Here is a 19,597-nt window from a genome sequence, read left to right on the forward strand (position 1 = left end):
AGCCTACAGGGACGTATTCACGGCGTCCCCTGCGCAGCCCACCCACCAGGCCAACCCCCACAAATCCGCTGTAAGCGACCAACCCCCCAGCCACGAAGGGGCTCCGCCGCTGGCCGCCGACCGCGCGCCAGCGCGCTCCGCCCGAATCCCGGAACCATGCGCTTGCTCACGGATTGACCACGCAATTGATGACAACGTTGTCCCCACCTGGCGCCGGACTCTCTCCCCGGCCTCCCAGGTGCCTCTGTCCGGCCCCTCCCGTCGCCTTCCCCGGCGCCGCCCGGACCTGCGTCACGCGCGGCGCCATCGGGGCCCGCGCGCCCTTTGATCGGAGACACACCATGTACGACCCGATTGTGCGCAGTGCCGAACGTTCCACCCGAAGCTGTCGTCCCCGCCGCCTGGCCTGGCTGCTTGCCCTGGCCGCCGGTGCCGCCAGCCTGCCGGGCCTGGCCCAGGCCGCCAGCTGTGCCGGCGTGGCCGAATGGGACCAGGCCAAGATCTATCGCGCCGGCGACACCCTGCAGAAGGGCGGCGTGCTGTACCGGGCAAACCAGGACATCTGGAATGCCCCGCCAGACCATCCGGCCGGTGCGCCCTACTACACCAACCTCGGTGCCTGCGATGGCGGCGGCGTCAACCAGCCTCCCGTGGTCAGCCTGACCTCACCGGCCAATGGCGCTACCTTCAGCGCCGGCAGCACCATCAACGTCACCGCCAACGCCAGCGACCCGGACGGCAGCGTCAGCAAGGTGGAATTCTTCCGCGACGGCAGCTCGATCGGCGTGGATACCAGTGCTCCCTACAGCGCCAGCTGGGCCAATGCCAGCGCCGGCAGCCACACCCTGCGCGCGGTGGCCACCGACAACAACAACGCCACCACCAGCACCCCGACCATCACCATCACCGTCAACGCCGCCAGCGGCGATACCACCGCACCCAGCGTGCCCGGCGGACTGGCGGTGGGCACCCGCACCGCCAGCAGCATCGCGCTGAGCTGGAGTCCGTCCACCGACAACACCGGTGGCAGCGGCGTGGCCGGTTACGATGTGTACCGCAACGGCAGCCTGGTCGGTTCTCCGTCCAGCACCAGCTACGTCGATGGCGGCCTGACCGCATCCACCACCTACCGCTACCGCGTGCGTGCCCGCGACAACGCCGGCAATGCGTCCGCCCAGGGCACGGAAATCAGCGCCACCACCCTGGCCGGCGACGGTGGCGGCACCGGCAAGCGGGTCATCGGCTACTTCACCCAGTGGGGCATCTATGGCCGCAACTACCGGGTGAAGAACATCGACAGCAGCGGTTCCGCCGCGCGGCTGACCCACATCAACTACGCCTTCGGCAACGTGCGCAACAACCGCTGCGAAGTGGGCGTGACCCAGCCGTCGGATCCGAACAGCGGCGCCGGTGGCGATGCGTTCGCCGATTACACCAAGGCCTTCAGCGCCGCCGAGAGCGTCAGTGGCAGCGCCGATACCTGGGACCAGCCGCTGCGCGGCAACTGGAACCAGCTCAAGCAGCTCAAGGCCAAGCATCCGGGTCTGAAGGTGCTGATCTCGCTGGGCGGCTGGACCTGGTCGCGTGGATTCTCCAGCGCGGCCCGTCCGGAGAACCGCCAGGCCTTCGTCGCCTCCTGCATCGACGCCTACATCAAGGGCAACCTGCCGGTGACCGACGGCGCCGGCGGCACGGGCGCAGCGCTGGGCGTATTCGACGGCATCGACATCGACTGGGAATACCCCGTGGCCTGCGGCATCGAGTGCGGCAAGCCCGAGGACAACGCCAACTTCACCGCACTCATGGCCGAGTTCCGCCGCCAGCTCGATGCGGTGCGTCCGGGCCTTCTGCTGACCGTGGCGGTGGGTGCCGGCATCGACAAGATCCGCGTCACCGACCCGGCGGCCTATCACCCGTACCTGGACTACATCAACGTGATGACCTACGACTTCCACGGTGCGTGGGATGCAAGGACCAATCACCAGTCGGCACTGTTCGATTCGCCGAATGATCCGTCCACCGGCGACCAGAAGCTGTACAACAGCAACGACGCCATCGAGGCCTTCATCAGCCGGGGTGTGCCGGCCGCCAAGCTCAACCTGGGCATCGGCTACTACGGACGTGGCTGGACGGGCGTGGCCAATGCCAACAATGGCCTGTACCAGACCGCCTCAGGCGCCGCACCGGGCACCTATGAGGCCGGCATCGAAGACTGGAAGGTACTGAAGAACCTGGCCTGGCCGGGCTACACCGACAACACCGCCGGCGCCACCTGGATCTACAACGGCAGCACGCTGTGGAGTTTCGACACTCCGGCCAACATCACCCGCAAGATGGGCTACGTGAAGACCCAGGGCCTGGGCGGCGCGTTCGTCTGGGAATTCAGTGGTGACGATGCGCAGGGCACGCTGACCAAGGCCGTCAGCGATGGTCTGAAGTAAGGAAAGGGCCGGGGGCGCCGTGCGCCCCCGGCCTTGACCGGATGAGGCACCCGCGGGGCTGGCCCCGGCGCTGCCGGGGTGGGGGGGGGAGCGCGGGCCCTGGCCCGGCGATATCCCGGTCAGCGCTGGGCCGACAGCTTCTCCAGCGCCGCACGCAGCTGCGCCGGCGGCAGGTAGCCGCCCAGCTGGGTGCCATCGGGCGCGAAGATCGCCGGGGTACCGTTCACCCCCAGCTGCTGGCCGAGCGCGTACTGCATCGCCACCGGATTGGTGCAGTTCTTCGCCGGCACGGTTCCGCCACGCTTGGCATTGGTCAGCGCCTGGCGGCGATCGGCTGCGCACCAGACCGAAATCATGTCGGTGTAATCCTTGCTGCCCAGTCCCATGCGCGGGAAGGCCAGGTACTCGACGCTGATGCCGTTGCGGTTGAGTTCGGCGATGTCCTGGTGCAGCTTGCGGCAATAGCCGCACTCGATGTCGGTGAACACGCTGACCGTGTACTTGGCGTTGGGCGCGGCGAACACGATGCGGTCGCCGTGGTTGGCCTTGGCCAGCAGCGCGCGACGGTAACCGAGCAGGCCCTCGCTGTTGGCCGGCCCCTTGGCCCGAGTGTCATAAGGCTGCGACTGGAACAGGTAGCGGCCGTCGTCGGAGACATACAGCAGCTGACCGGAGACCACCACCTCGCGGAAACCGGGGAAGGGCGCGGCGCCGATGTAATCCACTTCGAAACCGGGGTTGAGCGCGGTCAGCGCGGCGCGCACTGCCTGCTCTGCCGGACCATTGGCAGCCGGGGTAGCCCGGGCGGCGGCGGCGGCAGGCGCCTTGGCCGCAGGGGCCGGCGGAGCCGGCTGGGCGCAGGCCGTCAGGCTGAGCGCGCCGAACACGGCGGCGATGGCGAATCGGAGCATGGAGCATTCCGCAACAGAAGAGGACCACCGATTCTGACACAGCCGCCCGGGGCGGCGCCGTGGCCCGCTGACGGGAGCCGGACGGGGTTCATCCAGGCCGCTCAACCACGGGGATGGTGGCGGGCGTGCAGCTTCTGCAGGTGTTCACGCGCCACCAGTGTGTAGATCTGGGTAGTCGACAGCGAGCTGTGGCCAAGCAGCATCTGCAGCGCGCGCAGGTCCGCGCCACGGTTGAGCAGATGGGTGGCGAAGCTGTGCCGCAGGCCGTGCGGGCTGATGCGGGCCGGATCGATGCCGGCGACCTGCGCGTGGCGCTTGACGAGATGCCAGAACGCCTGCCGCGTGAGCGCGTGCAGCCGGGGCTCGATGAACAGCGGCGTCTGCCCATCGGCGAGTGCCTGCACCCTGCCCTTTCCCACCAGCTGCGGCCGCGAATGCTGCAGGTAACGCTCCAGCCAGTGCTGTGACTCTTCGCCCAGCGGCACCAGCCGCTCCTTGCTGCCCTTGCCGGTCACCCGCAGCACGCCCTGCCGCAGGTTCACCGCCGTTGCCGGCAGCAGTACCAGTTCGCTCACGCGCAGGCCCGCGGCGTACATGAGCTCCAGCATGGCCCGATCGCGCAGCCCCAGCGGACTGCCGACATCCGGCGCGGCCAGCAACGCATCGATCTGGCTTTCGGCCAGCGCCTTGGGCAGCAGGCGTGGCAGCTTCGGCGGATCCAGCAGAGCGCCGGGGTCCTCGCTGCGCTCGCCGCGACGCACGCCATCGGCGAAGAACGCACGCAGCGCCGACAGCAGGCGCGCATTGCTGCGTGGCGACCAGCCATGGCGCGTGCGCCAGGCCAGGTAGTCGAACAACCCGGCGCGTTCGACGCCGGCCAGGCCCCCTTCGCGGCCGTCCAGCCAGCGTGCCAACCCTTCCAGATCGCGTCGGTAGCTGTCCAGGGTGGCCCTGGCCAGACCGTTCTCCGCCCAGATGGCATCAAGGAAGCGCTGGATGCGCATGCTGTCGTCGGCACGCAGTGCAGGCAGTTGCTGGACCAGCTGACGGCGCTCGGCGGGGGTGGAAATGACGGCCATGCGTGGAGGATACGAGGGTGACTGCGGACGCGGCCAGCTTTGCGTATGCTCGGCGCATGTCCAGCCCTGCCACCGACGTGTCTTCCACCGCCACGCGCGAGGCGCAGCGCCCCCGTGCGCTGCTGCTGTGGCGCGTGCTGGCGATGGTCTACGACGCGCTGCCCGTGCTCGCGCTGTGGATGCTGGCCGGCACGGCGTTCACCCTGGCCTACACCTTCAGTGGCCATGCACAGCGCGAGAACATCGCGCCCTTCAGTGCCTGGCAATGGCTGTTGTGGGCGGTGTGCTGGGTCGTCACCGGGGCCTATGCAACCGCCAGCTGGCGCCGGGGTGGGCAGACCCTTGGCATGCGGCCGTGGCGGCTGAAACTGGTGTCGGCCGACGGCACCGCGCTGCGGCGCGCGCAGCTGTGGCTGCGGTTTGCGGTGGCAACGCTGTCGCTGCTGCTGGGCGGGCTGGGCTTCTGGTGGGCCCTGCTCGATCGCCAACGCCTGGCGTGGCACGACCGTGCCAGTGGCACGCGTCTGGTGCGGATGCCCAAGCGCTGAAGTGTCCTGCTGGCGCCGGGCATGGCCCGGCGTTGCCGGAATCAGCCCGATTTCCGCCGGAACAGCAGGCCTGACACCACCAGCATCACGATCGGCGGCAGCGCGTAGGCGATGCGGTAATCAAACTTCAGTGCGCCGGCCATGCGCCCGAAGAACAGCTGCAGCAGCCAGAAGCCCAACGCGAACAGGATGCCGAGGAACAGGCGCTTGCCCATGCCACCACTGCGCAGCGAACCAAACGCGAACGGCACGGCGGCCAGGCACAGCGCCAGTACGTTCACCGGATAGAACCAGCGGCTCCAGTACACATCCTCGAAGTCACGCGCATCCAGGCCGTTGCGCTCGCGATAGGCGATGCTCGTGCTCAGTTCGGACACGCTCAGGTTGCGCGGCTTGGCGATACCGGTCGCCAGTGCCGCCGCGTCCAGCTTGGAATTCCAGGGCTCGCGCGCCACTTCCTCGCGCGTTGCCGAGCGCTCGCCGAAGGTATCGCGGCGCACGCCGGTCAATACCCAGCCGTCCTTGTCATGTTCGGCAGTGGCGGCGTGGGTCAGGGATGCGATCCGCCCGTCTTCGGCGATCCGGTACAGGCGGACGTCACGCAGGATCAATCGCGTTCCCGTGTTGCCGACCAGCTGTTCCTCACCGCTCTGCGCGTTGAGGAAGGTATCGCCTTCGCGTGCCCACATGCCGGAATAACGGGCCACGGCCATGTCCTGGCCCCATTTGGCACTCATCTTCAGCGAATCGGCACGGTTCTGCCCCCACGGGCCCAGCGTCTCGGCGCTGAACACCATCACTGCGGTCAGCAGCGACAGGGCAATCGCCACCGACACGCTCAGGCGTTTGCGGGACAGGCCCAGCGCACGCAGCGCGGTCAGTTCGGAGGTCGCCGCCAGCTGGCCCAGCCCCATCAGCGCGCCGATCACCGCCGCAGTCGGGAAGAAGGTGTAGGCGCGGCGTGGCACCGTATACAGCACCCACGCCGCGGCGTGTCCCAGGGTGTAGCCGTTCTTGCCGATGTCCTTGAACTCGCCGGAGAAGGCCATCACCACGTCCAGGCCGGTCAGCACCGCCCAGGTCAACAGCACGGTGCCGAACACCGCGCGCCCGAGGTAGAAATCGAACCGCATCGGTCGCAGCATCATGCGCGGGCCCCCTTGGGCAGGCTCATGCGTCCATCACGCGCATACATCCAGACCGCGAACGCCAGCAGTGGCAGGGTCAGCCACCACAGGCCCAGCATCGCCGGCAGCTTGCCACTGGCGATCCAGCCGGCGCCGATGAACGTCAGGTTGGTGCCGACCATGTAGGCCAGCAGGGCCAGCATCATGCGCCCATAGCGCTGCTGGCGCGGCGAGCTGCGCCCCAGCGGCACGGTCAGCAGGGCGAACGCCAGGGCGATCAGCGGCGGGGCCAGCCGGCGATGCAGTTCGGCCTGGGCCTGGGTGCGGCCGTCGCCCAGCAGCTGCAGGGTCGACATCAGTTCCGGATCGTCATCCTTGCGGGTCTGCGCACCGTCAGGCAGGGCCACATCGTTGCGGGCGAAGGTGGCCAGCCGGTAATCCAGCGCACCGGCCAGCGGACCCTCGACCTGGTGGCCCTTGTCCAGTTCCAGGAAGCGCTGCCGCTCGCCCTCGAAGTACATGCGGCCGCTGGCGGCAGAGACCACTTCCAGCCGGTCGTCCTTGGCACGCTGCAGGAACACCTTGCCCAGCTGGGTGCCATCGGGCGAAATCGAGGACAGGTAGACCACGCCGCCGTTGGGCAGCGGGGTGAAGCGCCCGGGCTCCAGGCCGGCCATCAGTACGCTGCGGTTGGCGTCCTGGATCATCTGCTCGGCGGTGCGTGAGGCCCACGGCCCCAGCCACAGCGAACAGGCGCCCACCACCGCCACCACCGGCACCACCAGCATCAGCAGCGGCCGCAGCAGGCGCCTGGGGCCCACGCCGATGGCGGTGATCACCGCCATTTCCGAGTCGCGGTAGAGGCGGGCGATCGCCAGCAGCAGGCCCAGCATCAACGCCAGCGGCAGGATCAGCGGCATGTAGACGATGAACTGCAGCGCCAGCTGCGAGAACAGCAGCCTGGCCGGCAGGCGCCCGTCGGCGATGTTGCCGAGGATGTCCACCAGCACGCCGCCCACGCTGACCACCAGCAGGACGATCAGGGTGGCCAGGAAACTCTGGACGAAATCGCCCAGCAGGTAGCGGTCGAGCTTCAACATGGGGCGGTGGTTTAAACTCTGGGGTTCGTTCGCGGTGCCGCCCAGTCTATCGTCTGGGCGTAAACGGTCCGCGATTGTACGGACTTGCCAATGGAATCTGCTCAATGGCTCTCGAATTCACCCTGAACCACCTCGCCCCGGCCGCCGCCCCCGTTGACTGCCTGGTGGTCGGCGCATACGCCGACCATACCCTGACTCCGGCCGCACAGGCGCTGGATGCCGCCAGCGGCGGCCGCCTGTCGGCCCTCGCCCAGCGCGGCGACCTGTCCGGCAAGACCGGTGCCACCAGCCTGCTGCACGACCTGCCGGGCGTGGCAGCGCCGCGCGTGCTCGTGGTCGGGCTGGGTGAAGCCGCCCGCTTCGGCGTGCCGCAGTACCTGAAGGCCGTAGGCGACGCCGTTCGCGCGCTGAAGGCAGGCGCCACCCGCAGCGCGCTGTTCACCCTGTCTGAAGTGGCTGTGAAGGAGCGCGATGCGGCGTGGGCGATCCGCCAGGCAGTGATCGCCGCCGATCACGCGGCGTACCGCTACACCGCCACGCTGGGCAAGAAGAAGGCCGATGATGCCGGGCTGGCCCAGCTGGCCATCGCCGGTGACGACGCGCAGGCCCTGGCCCAAGGCCAGGCCATCGCTGCCGGTGTCGAGTTCGCCCGCGAGCTGGGCAACCTGCCGCCGAACTACTGCACCCCGGCCTACCTGGCCGAAGTCGGCGTGAAGTTCGCCAGCGAGCATGACGGCGCCGAGGCCGAGATCCTCGACGAGACCCAGATGGAAGCCCTGGGCATGGGCTCGCTGCTGGCCGTGGCCCGTGGTTCGGCCAATCGCCCGCGCCTGGTCGTACTGAAGTGGACCGGTGCCGGCGATGCCAAGCCCTATGTGCTGGTCGGCAAGGGCATCACCTTCGATACCGGTGGCGTCAATCTGAAGACCCAGGGCGGCATCGAGGAAATGAAGTACGACATGTGCGGCGGCGCCAACGTCATCGGCACCTTCGTCGCTGCGGTCAAGGCCAGGCTGCCGTTGAACCTGGTGGTGGTGGTGCCGGCCGTGGAGAACGCCATCGACGGCAACGCCTACCGCCCGTCCGACGTCATCACCTCGATGTCGGGCAAGACCATCGAAGTCGGCAACACCGACGCCGAAGGCCGCCTGATCCTGTGCGATGCGCTGACCTACGCGCAGCGCTTCGAGCCGGCCGCGCTGGTCGACGTCGCCACCCTGACCGGCGCCTGCATGGTCGCCCTCGGCCACCAGACCGCGGGCCTGATGAGCAAGCACGACGACCTGGCCAACGAGCTGCTGGCCGCCGGCGAGCACGTGTTCGACCGCGCCTGGCGCCTGCCGCTGTGGGATGAGTACCAGCCGATGCTGGATTCGACCTTCGCCGACGTCTACAACATCGGCGGCCGCTGGGCCGGCGCCATCACCGCCGGCTGCTTCCTGTCGCGCTTCGCCGAAGGCCAGCGCTGGGCTCACCTGGACATCGCCGGCGTCGCCAGCGACGAGGGCAAGCGTGGCATGGCCACCGGCCGCCCGGTCGGCCTGCTGAGCCAGTGGCTGCTGGACCAGGCCGCCCGCGCCTGATGCTGTACCAGACCCTGGCCGGCCACCGCCGGCCAGGGCCTCGCCCGGCCAGACCGGGCCCCCGCCTGTTCCGGACCCTGCCATGCCCCGCGCCGACTTCTACCTGATCGCCAAGCCCCGTTTCCTGACCGAGCCGTTGCGCCTGGTCTGCGAGCTGGCACGCAAGGCCAACGATGCCGGCCTGTTCACCCTGGTGCTGGCGCGCGACCAGGCCCAGGCCGAGGAACTGGACGAACTGCTGTGGGCGTTCGATGACGACGCCTACATCCCGCATCAGATTGCCGGCGAGGACATGGACGAGGAAGAAGCGCTGGTGCTGATCGCCACGCCCGGCACCGAGGCGCCGGCCCGCCCGCTGGTGATCAACCTGCGCGACGACCCCTGGCTGGGCCAGTGCGAGCGCGTGCTGGAAGTGGTCCCGGCCGACCCTGAAGCGCGCGAACCGCTGCGCGAACGCTGGCGCCAGTACAAGGCCGCCGGTTACGACCTGAACAAGCACGACATGTGAGCGCCCCGCGGCCCCCTTGATGGGCCACCCCTGCGCCCTGATCCTTCAACGATTACCTCCTGGTTCCCCCGCATGACCCAACTCGCCTCCAGCTACGACCCGAAGTCCTTCGAGACCGACCTCTACGAGGCCTGGGAGAAGGCCGGCCACTTCAAGCCGTCCGGCCAGGGCGAGCCGTACACCATCCTGCTGCCACCGCCGAATGTGACCGGCACGCTGCACATGGGACACGCCTTCCAGCAGACCCTGATGGATGCGCTGGTGCGTTACCACCGCATGCGCGGCTACGACACGCTGTGGCAGGTCGGCACCGACCACGCCGGCATCGCCACCGAGATGGTGGTCAGCCGCAACCTGGCGCTGGAAGGCAAGGGCGAAACCCGTGACTCGCTGGGCCGCGAAGGCTTCATCGGCAAGGTCTGGGAGTGGAAGCAGCAGTCCGGCGACACCATCGAACGACAGATGCGCCGCCTCGGCACGTCGGCCGACTGGTCGCGCAGCACCTTCACCATGGACCCGCAGCCCTCGGCGGCGGTGATCGAGGCCTTCGTGCGCTGGCATGAGCAGGGCCTGATCTACCGCGGCCAGCGTCTGGTCAACTGGGATCCGGTGCTGAAAACCGCCATCTCCGACCTGGAAGTGGAGAGCGCCGAAGAAGACGGTTTCCTGTGGTCGATCGCCTATCAGCTCGATGACGGCCTCAGCTACGAGCACGTCGAGCGCGACGCCGACGGTAACGAAACCCTGCGCGAGACCCGCGATTACCTGGTGGTGGCCACCACCCGCCCGGAGACCCTGCTGGGCGACACCGCCGTGATGGTGCATCCGGAAGACGAGCGGTACGCGCACCTGATCGGCAAGACCGTGGTGCTGCCGCTGACCGGCCGCCGCGTGCCGGTGATCGCCGATGATTACGTGGACCGCGCGTTCGGTACCGGCGTGGTCAAGGTCACGCCCGCGCATGACTTCAACGATTACCAGGTCGGGGTGCGCCACAGCCTGCCGATGATCAACCTGTTCACTCCGGTGGCGGCGCTGAATGAGAACGCCCCGGAACGCTTCCAGGGCCTGGACCGCTATGAAGCACGCAAGGCCGTGCTGTCCGAGCTGGAAGACCTGGGCATCCTGGTCGAGACCAAGGCGCACAAGCTGCAGGTGCCGCGCGGCGACCGCACCGGCCAGGTGATCGAGCCGTACCTGACCGACCAGTGGTTCGTGAAGATGGACGAGCTGGCCAAGCGCGGCCTGGAGCTGGTCGAAGGTACCGATGGGAAGCCGGGCAGCATCTCCTTCGTGCCGCCGAACTGGATCAACACCTACCGTCACTGGATGGCCAACATCCAGGATTGGTGCATCAGCCGCCAGCTGTGGTGGGGCCACCGCATTCCGGCGTGGTTCGACGCTGCCACCGGCACCTGCTACGTCGGTCGCAGCGAGGATGAGGTGCGGGCAAAGCACAAGCTCGGCAGCGATGTCGTGCTGAACCAGGAAAGCGACGTGCTGGAAACGTGGTTCTCCTCCCAGCTGTGGCCGTTCTCCACCCTGGGCTGGCCGAACGAACAGGCCATGGCCGAGCGTGGCTTCGACCGCTACCTGCCGTCGTCGGTGCTGGTCACCGGCTTCGACATCATTTTCTTCTGGGTGGCCCGCATGATCATGGCCACCGACAACCTGACCGGAAAGATTCCGTTCAAGGACGTCTACTTCACCGGCCTGATCCGCGACGGACAAGGCCAGAAGATGTCCAAGAGCAAGGGCAATGTGCTCGACCCGCTGGACATCATCGATGGCATCAGCATCGATGACCTGGTCGCCAAGCGCACCGGCGGCCTGATGCAGCCGAAGATGGTGGAGAAGATCGAGAAAGCCACGCGCAGGGAGTTCCCGGACGGCATCGCCGCCCACGGCGCCGACGCGCTGCGCTTCACCATCGCGGCGCTGGCCACCCATGGCCGCGACATCAAGTTCGACATGAACCGAGCCGAAGGCTACAAGAACTTCTGCAACAAGCTGTGGAATGCCAGCCGCTTCGCGCTGATGAACACCGAAGGTGCGGCGTTCAGCGGCGTGCCGACACCGCGCACCGATGCCGAGCGCTGGATCCTTGCACGCCTGGCGGCCACCACCGCTGAAGCGCAGGGCCACTTCGCCGCCTACCGCTTCGACCTGCTGGCGCAGTGCCTGTACGAGTTCGCGTGGAATGCGTTCTGCGACTGGTTCCTCGAACTGAGCAAGCCGGCGCTGAGCGGCAGCGACGCAGCGGATGCCGAAAGCACCCGCCACACCCTGCTGTATGTGCTGGAAGCCCTGCTGCGCCTGCTGCACCCGTTGACGCCGTTCATCACCGAACAGCTGTGGCAGCAGCTCGCCCCGCGCCTGGGCCTGGCCGAAACCACGCTGTCGCTGCGCCCCTACCCGACTGCAGCCGAGTTCCAGGGCGATTTCGCCCAGGCCGAGGCCGACGTCGAATGGCTCAAGGCGGTGATCAGCGCGGTGCGCCGCGTGCGCAGTGAACTGAACGTCGCACCGTCCAGGCTGGTGCCCCTGCGCCTGCAGGCCGGCCAGCAGCAGGATCGTGCCCGCGTCGAACGCTTCAGTGCGTCGCTGTCGTTCCTGCTGAAGCTGGACAGCGTGCAGTGGCTGGGCGAAGGCGAAAGCGCTCCGCCTGCGGCCGCCGCCATCGTCGGTGAGTTGAAGCTGCTGGTGCCGCTGGAAGGCCTGGTCGATCTGGATGCCGAACGTGCACGCCTGGACAAGGAGATCAAGCGCGTGGAAGGCGAGCAGGAGAAGAGCGAAACCAAGCTGGCCCGGTTCACCGACAAGGTGCCGGCTGCGGTGGTCGAGCAGGAGCGCGTGCGCCTGGCCGACTGGAACACCCAGCTGGCCGGCCTGCGCGAACAACGCGCGAAGCTGTAACAGCCGACCGGCGGGTGCGGATCCAGGTCCGCACCCGCCCAGGTCTTTTGGCATCATCAGCGGATGCCACTTTCGATCTTCCTACTGGTTCTCGCCGCTGCCGCGCTGCATGCCAGCTGGAACGCCATCGTCAAGCGTGGCGCCGACAAGCTCCTCGGCACCGTGCTCGTCACCGGCAGCGCCGCACTGCTGTCCGCCGCGCTGCTGCCTCTCCTTCCTCTGCCGGACGTGACCAGCTGGCCGTGGCTGGCGGCCTCGGTACTGCTGCAGGTGGTCTATTACGCGCTGGTCGCGCGCTGCTATCAGCAGGTGGACATGAGCCTGGCGTATCCGCTCATGCGCGGTTGCGCACCGATCCTGGTCGCGCTGGCCGGCACCGTGCTCGGCGAATCACTGCCCGCAGCGGCGTGGCTGGGCGTGGCGCTGGTCAGCAGCGGCATCCTGGCCATGGCACTGGGCGCGCGCGCAGGCCAGCTCGGCCTGCCGCTGCTGACGGCGACGATGATCGCAACCTACACCCTGGTCGATGCGCACGGCGCGCGCCTGTCGGGCAGCCCGCTGGCCTACACGTTGTGGCTGTTCCTGCTGTCGGGCATCCCGCTGCCGCTGTGGGCGTTGTACACCCGCCGCAGCGCGGTGCTGACCTATGCGCGCCAGCATTGGCCGCTGGGCCTGGCCGGCGGCGTGGGCACCACCGCGTCCTATGCGATGGCACTGTGGGCGATGACCCAGGTACCGGTCGCGATGGTGTCGGCCCTGCGCGAGTCCTCGATCCTGTTCGCCCTGCTGATCTCGGCATTCCTGCTGCGTGAACGGATACCGCGCGTGCGCTGGCTGGCGGCGTCGCTGATCGTCAGCGGAGTGCTGGCCCTGCGGCTGGCGTGAGCCACACGTGCCCGCCAAGGTTGGCACCTGCCGCCAGCGCCCGGCCGTACCGGCGGGCAACGCGGCGCATGCCGGTTACAGCGGCGGCATCGTCTGCAGGTCGCCCTCGACCAGCTCGATCGCCATCACCACCGCGTCCTCGCGTCCCTGCGCGGCCGGGTAATAGCGCGGACGCCGGCCGATCTCGTTGAACCCTTCGCTGTGATACAGCGCCAGCGCCGGCGCATTGGACGGGCGCACTTCCAGGAACACACGCTGGGCACCGCGATCACCAGCCAGCTGCACCAGCGCACGCAGCAGCTGCCGCCCCAGCCCGCGTGACTGCACCAGCGGATCGATGCAGATGTTCAGCACATGCGCCTCGTCGGCAGCGATGCTCAGCACGCCGTAGCCGAGCAGCTGGCCATCGCGCTCCATTGCCAGACCGGGATAACCCGCACGCAGGCAATCGATGAATATGCCGCGGGTCCACGGGAAGGGATAGCCACGCACCTCGATCGCCATCACCTCGGCAAGATCGCTCTCGCGCAGCGCCCGCAGGCGCACCGGGCCGGGCTGGCTGACCGCACTCACGGCGCGCCCCGCTTGCGCAGGGCGCGCAGCTGCGGCCACAGCGCGCGCTTGGCGGCTGGATCACGGCGCAGCTGCTCCAACGGCCAGCTGTCCATCAGCGCCTGCGTCGCGGCATCGTTGGGGTTGCAGCCGGATGCGCGCAGCAGCGCGATCTGCAGGCGATCAGGCAGACGTACCGCCGGCTGCCGGGTGGTGCCCGCCGAGGCTGCGCGTGCCGCCTGAGGTTCGGTTGCCGGCACCACGGCGGGCGCGGTGCGAGGCGGCGGCGACGGACTCCGCGGCTGGCGCGGTGCCGGCTCCACCGCTGACGGTTCGGGCTGGCGTGACGGAGACTGCGCTGCCGGGGGGTTGGCCGCATCGGCGTCGGCCACGCTCAGCTGCAATGCAGCGTCCAGCTCCGCGGCGAGCTGGCCGTCGTGATAGACGGTATAGCCCATCGCCTGCAGCCAGGCCTGCTGGGCCGGTGACCACAGCACGGGCAGATCCTGGCTCACGCGGCCTCGGACTTCTTGCGCAGGCGCTGCACCGCCCACATCACCGGGCCGGACAGGGCATACAGGATGCCCACGGCGAACAGGACGCGCGGCAGGTCGATCACCGCGATCGCGATGGCCATCGGTACCAGTGCCAGGACCAGGAACGGCACCCGGTCGGAACGGGAATCCTTGGCGGCACCGCCCTTGAAGCTCCAGAAGCGGATGCGGCTGACCATCAGCAGCGCAGCGACCAGCGTCACCGCCAGCGCCACATAGCGCAGCTGATTGCCATCCCAGCCCAGGTTGCCATCGGCGAAGGCCCAGACGAACGACATCATCAGCCCGGCAGCGGCGGGGCTGGCCAGGCCGACGAACCAGCGCTTGTCCACCACCGCGACCTGGGTATTGAAGCGGGCCAGACGCAGCGCCGCGCATGCGGCGTACAGGAAGGCCACGGCCCAGCCGACACGGCCCAGCAGGGGATCATCGAATTTCAGCCAGGACAGCGACCAGTGGTACATCACCAGTGCCGGCGCCATGCCGAAGCTGACCAGGTCGGCCAGCGAGTCGTACTGCACGCCGAACTCGCTGCTGGTGCCGGTCAGGCGCGCGACACGGCCATCCAGGCCGTCCATCACCGCCGCCACGAACACCGCGATGCTGGCATTGACGAAATCCCCGTTGGCAGCGGCGATGATCGCGTAGAAGCCCGCGAACAGGCCCGCAGTGGTGAACAGGTTGGGCAGCAGGTAAATCGTGCGCGAACGCGGCGGCGGTGTGATCGGGTCCATGGAATCCAGTTTAATCGACTTGCCAGCGGTCGGTGCCAATGCTGCAATCGGCGTTCTACGCCCATTCTGCGGAGTTTGCCATGCGTGCCCTGTCCTGCCTGGGATGCCTGCTGCTGTTGGCCAGTTCCAGTGCCATGGCCGGCCCCGTCTACAAGTGGAAGGACGCCAACGGCGTCACCCAGTATTCGGAAACCCCGCCAGCAGGCAGGACCTACGAGACCCGGGCGCAGGCGCGCTCGGCGCCATCGGCTGACAGCGCCGAACGCCCGGCCGCACCCGTACCGGAGCAGTGCAGCACCGCCCGTGCCAACCTGGCCCTGCTGGAGGGGTCCGGCCAGGTGATGCAGGACACCGACGGCGACGGCAAGGGCGATACCGTGCTGACCGCGGAGCAGCGCACCGCGCAGAAGGGACTGGCTGAAGCCAGCATCAAGGCCTACTGCCCAGCCGCCGGTTGAGGGGGTCGGCAGGGCTGCGCCCTGCACCCGCCTCAAGCAACGTCAACGGCCACGTCAAATGCCAAAGCGGCCCTGGTTTTCTGCTGGTCTGGCGGGGCGGTGTGGGCTGGCAGGACACGCCGTAAAGCCATCCATGGGGGCTCGATGGCGCCATCCATGGCGCCAACGGTCCTGCCAGCCCACACCACCCCCGACAGGTTCCTGGTGACGGCGGGCCATCCATGCCATGCGTGGATGAAATCCATTGAAATCGAATATTTCGAGAATGGATCGAACAGCAGCCGAGCATGGCTCGGCTCTACAGAAGTGCGGGCAGGTCGCAGAGATCCGTCGAAGGCGGGGTGGGTCCGGTGGCAGGGGTGTGAGCGGCATGGATGCCGCGACCAAGCCCCCATGGACGGGTTTACGGCGTCCCCTGCCACCGGATCCACCCCGCCATCCCACGCGAAGCCCGCTGTTGCTGTGGCAGTTGAAGTTGCCTGAAGCAGGTGCAGGGCGCAGCCCTGCCGATACCCTCCCCCCGCCCGGGCTGGCAGAATAGGGATCTCTGCCGTAGACCGAAGCCGACGATGCGCCTCTCCCAGTTCCACCTGCACACCACCAAGGAAACCCCCAGCGACGCGGAGCTGACCAGCCACCGCCTGATGCTGCGTGCGGGCATGATCCGCAAGCTCGCCTCCGGCCTGTACACCTGGTCGCCGCTGGGACTGCGCGTGCTGCGCAAGGTCGAACGCATCGTACGGGAGGAAATGGATCGCGCCGGCGCCGTGGAGTTCCAGATTCCGACCATCCAGCCCAAGGAGCTGTGGGAGCAGACCGGCCGCTGGCAGAAGTTCGGGCCGCAGCTGCTGAAGATCAAGGATCGCAAGGACCAGGTGTTCTGCTACAGCCCGACCGCCGAGGAAGCCGCATGCGACTTCGCGCGCAGCGAACTGTCCAGCTACAAGCAGCTGCCGGTGAACTTCTATCAGATCCAGACCAAGTTCCGCGATGAGATCCGCCCGCGCTTCGGCGTGATGCGTGCACGCGAATTCCTGATGAAGGACGCCTATTCGTTCCACCTGCACGATGAGTGCCTGGTGCGCGAGTACGAGAACATGAAGGCCGCCTACAGCCGCATCTTCACCCGGCTGGGCCTGGACTTCCGCATGGTGCAGGCCGATTCCGGCGCGATCGGTGGCGATGCGTCGCAGGAATTCCATGTGATCGCCGATTCGGGCGAGGACGCGCTGGTGTTCTCCACCGGCTCGGACTACGCGGCCAACATGGAAGCGGCGATCGCCGCGGAACCGGCACCGCGCGCGGCAGCCGGCGAGACGATGCGCAAGGTCGAGACCCCCACCCAGAAGACCTGCGAGGACGTTGCCGCCCTGCTCGGCATCGCGCTGCAGCGCACGGTGAAGTCGGTGGCGCTGATGACCGACGAAGGGTTCGTGCTGGTGCTGGTCCGTGGCGACCACGAGGTCAACGAGATCAAGCTGGGCAAGGTTCCCGGCCTGGAAGAGCAGCGCTTTGCCAGCGAAGCGGAGATCGCCGAGTACCTGGGCAGCGTGCCCGGCTTCCTCGGCCCGGTTTCACCGGCCAAGGCGATCCGCGTGGTGGCCGACCGCGAAGTGGCGGCGATGTCCGATTTCGTGGTCGGTGCCAATGAAGCGGGCTTCCACCTGGCTGGAGTCAACTGGGGCCGCGACCTGCCGGAACCGGAAGTGGTCGATATCCGCAACGTGCGTGCCGGTGACCGTGCGCTGGACGGCGGCGAGTTGAAGATCGCCCGTGGCATCGAAGTCGGCCACGTGTTCCAGCTTGGCCGCAAGTACGCCGAAGCACTGGACGCCACCGTACTGGACGAGAACGGCAAGGCAGCAGTGATGGCAATGGGCTGCTACGGGATCGGCATCTCGCGCGTGGTCGCTGCCGCGATCGAACAGAATCATGACGATGCCGGCATCATCTGGCCGGACGCGATGGCGCCGTGGCAGGTGGTGGTGTGCGTCATCAACCCCAAGGGCGATACCGCTGTGGCCGAAGCCGCTGCCGGCCTGCTGCAGGAACTGCGCGATGCCGGTCTCGATGCCGCGCTGGATGATCGCGGGCTGCGTCCGGGTGCGATGTTTGCCGACATGGAGTTGATCGGCATCCCGCATCGCGTGGTGGTCAGCGAGCGCGGCCTGGCGGCCGGCACGTACGAGTACCGCTCGCGACGTGCCAGCGAAGCCGAAAGCCTGGATAAGGCTACCCTGCTGCAACGCCTGCAGGGTTGAGTGACCGGACCGGGGCATGCCCCGGTCTTTTTCTTTGTACCGGCGGTGGGCCGGCGAATATGCAGCTGGACATAATCCGGTCAAAATGGTCACGATGCAGTCGGTCCATCGCCATACCCTGACCTGCATGATTTGTACTGGATTTAATTCATCATTATCCTGTGCGCCGACGCCACGGACCGGCTCGTCCCTGTCCCTTATTAGTTTCCGGAGTAACTGTAGATGAGCATCGACCTGACCGGCCTGTCGGCACGCGAGCTGGGCGCATTGATCCGCACCGCGAAAAAGCAGCAGACCATCGTCGCCAAGCGTCGCCCGATCGCCAAGGTGCGGGCCCAGCTGAGCAAGCTGGCCAAGACCGAGGGTTACACCATCGAGGAGTTGTTCGGTACCGCTACCGCGGCTGCCAAGCCACGCGCCCGCAAGGCAGCGGCGCCGTCCAAGACCGCCGGCCGCAAGCTCGGCAAGGTCGCCCCGAAGTACCGCAACCCGGCCAACCCGAAGGAAACCTGGACCGGCCGTGGCAAGCAGCCGCGCTGGATGGCCGAGCTGACCGCCAAGGGCAGCAAGAAGCCGGAAGATTTCCTGATCAAGAAGGCCTGAGGCCGGATCGGAAAGAATGAAGAACGCCGGCGCAAGCCGGCGTTCTTCCTTCCATCACAACGTCTTGCGCGCCGGCATCAAGAGGTTGCCGAACAGCAGGCCCGCCACCAGCGCCATCACCACGTTGAGCACGGTCAGGAACACGCTCTGGCCGGCACCGACATCCTGCTGCTGGACGAGCGTCAGCACGCCACGCAGGCTGGTGCTGCCAGGGACCATCATGATGATGCCCGGCAGGCGGATGATCGCACCCGGACGCCCGGCCAGCCGACCGAACAGGTTGCCGCCGGCGGTCAGCACCATCGCCGACAGGAAGATGCCTGCCGGTGCCCCCCAGGCGTGCCCGCCAAACTTGGAAATGGCATAGCCGGCCACGGACGCGGCAATCACCCAGGGATAATCGCGACGGCTGGCCTTGAACAGCATCGCGAAGGCGAAGGCCGCGGTCAGCAGCGACCCCCACTCCACCCACGGTCCCTGCGGTCGCGAGGCACGGATCACCGGGTCCAGGCCCAGCACATCGGCCAGGGTCACCGCGATCATCGCGCCGACGCTCAGTTTCATGATCGTGGTCAGCGCACCGGCAAACCGCGCGGTGCCTGACACCCAGTGCTGGCTGGCCAGTTCGTTGACCGCATTGGTCAGCGACATGCCGGGCAGCAGCACCACCAGCGAGGCGATGATCACCGTGTTGAGGTTGAGCGCGCCGACAAACGAAGCGACCAAGGTGGCAACCAGGCCGGCCAGCAGCGCGGCCAGCGCCTCGGCGGCCTCGCGGGTCGCCGGGCGACGGTCGGTGACCATGCCGAGCAGGCCGATCATCAGGCCGATGACACCGGCGGTGGCGATGTCCAGCCAGGGCAGCTTCCACATGCCGGCGACACCGGCCGCGCCGAGCGTGAACGAGAGGATGGTGCGGAGCTTGCCGCGACGGCCGGGATCCTTGTCCAGCTGACGCAGCGCGGTGTGCCCCTGCGCGATGCTCATCCGCCCGTTGGCCACTTCCTCGGCGATCCGGTCGGCGACACTGAGCTTGTGCAGGTCGTTCTCGCCCGGTGCCAGGCGGATCACGCGGGTGATGTCGCTGGAGCCGATCGCCTGGGCCGGGTCGCTGAAGCTGAGGATGATGCCGGTGGGGTTAGACCACGGTTCACAATCGAGATCGAGCTGTTTTGCCAGTGCGACCACGGCCGTTTCCAGACGCTGGGCCGTGGTGCCGTAGCTGTGGAGGCGGCCGGCGATCTCGGAAACGAAGGCCACGCGCTGCGCGTAGGTGGCCTGGGGCGTGGGGATCGTGTGAGCGTCTGCGGACATGCGCCGTAGTATTACCTAGGCCG

General features: G+C 67.9%; 17 protein-coding genes. 9 read left to right on the plus strand and 8 right to left on the minus strand.

The annotated features are described in order from the left end of the window. Positions 1–341 precede the first annotated feature (341 nt). The gene (locus tag ACVOJ1_RS17210; protein WP_065175337.1) at positions 342–2,441 is read left to right on the plus strand and encodes a glycosyl hydrolase family 18 protein; all 2,100 of its coding nucleotides are present in this window, start codon (positions 342–344) and stop codon (positions 2,439–2,441) included. A 119-nt stretch (positions 2,442–2,560) separates the two neighbouring features. On the opposite strand, the gene ACVOJ1_RS17215 is transcribed toward ACVOJ1_RS17210, so the two are convergent. Then, positions 2,561–3,352, minus strand: coding sequence for a DsbC family protein (locus ACVOJ1_RS17215; RefSeq protein ID WP_346480697.1), 792 nt, complete (start codon positions 3,350–3,352; stop codon positions 2,561–2,563). Between the two features lie 101 nt (positions 3,353–3,453). Further along, entirely contained in the window at positions 3,454–4,431 is a 978-nt protein-coding gene (gene xerD, locus ACVOJ1_RS17220; protein WP_053516940.1) for a site-specific tyrosine recombinase XerD, read from the minus strand. Between the two features lie 56 nt (positions 4,432–4,487). Between xerD and ACVOJ1_RS17225 the strand changes: the two genes are divergently transcribed. Beyond that, on the plus strand, positions 4,488–4,979 hold the full coding sequence (locus tag ACVOJ1_RS17225) for an RDD family protein (protein ID WP_111186581.1): 492 nt from the start codon (positions 4,488–4,490) through the stop codon (positions 4,977–4,979). A gap of 41 nt (positions 4,980–5,020) precedes the next feature. On the opposite strand, the gene lptG is transcribed toward ACVOJ1_RS17225, so the two are convergent. Further along, entirely contained in the window at positions 5,021–6,127 is a 1,107-nt protein-coding gene (gene lptG / locus ACVOJ1_RS17230; protein ID WP_053516943.1) for an LPS export ABC transporter permease LptG, read from the minus strand. After that, complete coding sequence (gene lptF / locus ACVOJ1_RS17235; protein ID WP_053516945.1) at positions 6,124–7,206, minus strand: LPS export ABC transporter permease LptF; 1,083 nt, start codon at positions 7,204–7,206, stop codon at positions 6,124–6,126. The genes lptG and lptF overlap by 4 nt, the downstream gene beginning before the upstream one ends. Before the next feature lie 104 nt (positions 7,207–7,310). On the opposite strand from lptF, the gene ACVOJ1_RS17240 reads away from it, so the two are divergent. From ACVOJ1_RS17240 to ACVOJ1_RS17255, 4 genes are all read left to right on the plus strand, one after another. Further along, entirely contained in the window at positions 7,311–8,789 is a 1,479-nt protein-coding gene (locus ACVOJ1_RS17240; protein ID WP_053516946.1) for a leucyl aminopeptidase, read from the plus strand. An 82-nt stretch (positions 8,790–8,871) separates the two neighbouring features. Next, entirely contained in the window at positions 8,872–9,297 is a 426-nt protein-coding gene (locus ACVOJ1_RS17245; RefSeq protein WP_346480698.1) for a DNA polymerase III subunit chi, read from the plus strand. A gap of 72 nt (positions 9,298–9,369) precedes the next feature. Beyond that, the gene (locus ACVOJ1_RS17250) at positions 9,370–12,213 is read left to right on the plus strand and encodes a valine--tRNA ligase (protein WP_065175341.1); all 2,844 of its coding nucleotides are present in this window, start codon (positions 9,370–9,372) and stop codon (positions 12,211–12,213) included. Positions 12,214–12,276: 63 nt separating this feature from the next. Next, complete coding sequence (locus tag ACVOJ1_RS17255) at positions 12,277–13,098, plus strand: EamA family transporter (protein WP_111186577.1); 822 nt, start codon at positions 12,277–12,279, stop codon at positions 13,096–13,098. Between the two features lie 75 nt (positions 13,099–13,173). On the opposite strand, the gene rimI is transcribed toward ACVOJ1_RS17255, so the two are convergent. Genes rimI through pssA form a run of 3 tightly spaced genes read right to left on the minus strand, consistent with a single transcriptional unit; the run spans position 13,174 to position 14,938 of the window. Next, positions 13,174–13,671, minus strand: coding sequence for a ribosomal protein S18-alanine N-acetyltransferase (rimI, locus tag ACVOJ1_RS17260; protein ID WP_053516950.1), 498 nt, complete (start codon positions 13,669–13,671; stop codon positions 13,174–13,176). Next, positions 13,668–14,165 carry a hypothetical protein gene (locus ACVOJ1_RS17265; protein ID WP_053516951.1) on the minus strand — a complete coding sequence of 166 codons (498 nt, stop codon included), beginning with the start codon at positions 14,163–14,165 and terminating at the stop codon, positions 13,668–13,670. The genes rimI and ACVOJ1_RS17265 overlap by 4 nt, the downstream gene beginning before the upstream one ends. After that, positions 14,162–14,938 carry a CDP-diacylglycerol--serine O-phosphatidyltransferase gene (gene pssA / locus ACVOJ1_RS17270; protein ID WP_053516952.1) on the minus strand — a complete coding sequence of 259 codons (777 nt, stop codon included), beginning with the start codon at positions 14,936–14,938 and terminating at the stop codon, positions 14,162–14,164. The genes ACVOJ1_RS17265 and pssA overlap by 4 nt, the downstream gene beginning before the upstream one ends. 80 nt (positions 14,939–15,018) lie before the next feature. Here pssA and ACVOJ1_RS17275 point away from each other — a divergent pair, with 80 nt between their 5' ends. The 3 genes from ACVOJ1_RS17275 to ACVOJ1_RS17285 all read left to right on the plus strand — a co-directional run bounded on the left by ACVOJ1_RS17275 (position 15,019) and on the right by ACVOJ1_RS17285 (position 18,260). After that, the gene (locus ACVOJ1_RS17275; RefSeq protein ID WP_197572565.1) at positions 15,019–15,396 is read left to right on the plus strand and encodes a DUF4124 domain-containing protein; all 378 of its coding nucleotides are present in this window, start codon (positions 15,019–15,021) and stop codon (positions 15,394–15,396) included. Positions 15,397–15,965: 569 nt separating this feature from the next. Continuing rightward, positions 15,966–17,657 carry a proline--tRNA ligase gene (locus ACVOJ1_RS17280; protein WP_346480699.1) on the plus strand — a complete coding sequence of 564 codons (1,692 nt, stop codon included), beginning with the start codon at positions 15,966–15,968 and terminating at the stop codon, positions 17,655–17,657. A 222-nt stretch (positions 17,658–17,879) separates the two neighbouring features. Further along, entirely contained in the window at positions 17,880–18,260 is a 381-nt protein-coding gene (locus ACVOJ1_RS17285; protein WP_346480700.1) for an H-NS histone family protein, read from the plus strand. A gap of 54 nt (positions 18,261–18,314) precedes the next feature. Here ACVOJ1_RS17285 and ACVOJ1_RS17290 read toward each other — a convergent pair whose 3' ends face one another. Further along, positions 18,315–19,574 (minus strand): threonine/serine exporter family protein, encoded by a 1,260-nt coding sequence (locus ACVOJ1_RS17290; protein WP_053516956.1) that lies wholly within the window; start codon positions 19,572–19,574, stop codon positions 18,315–18,317. Between the last annotated feature and the right edge of the window lie 23 nt (positions 19,575–19,597).

Source organism: Stenotrophomonas sp. STEN225 (assembly GCF_056756445.1).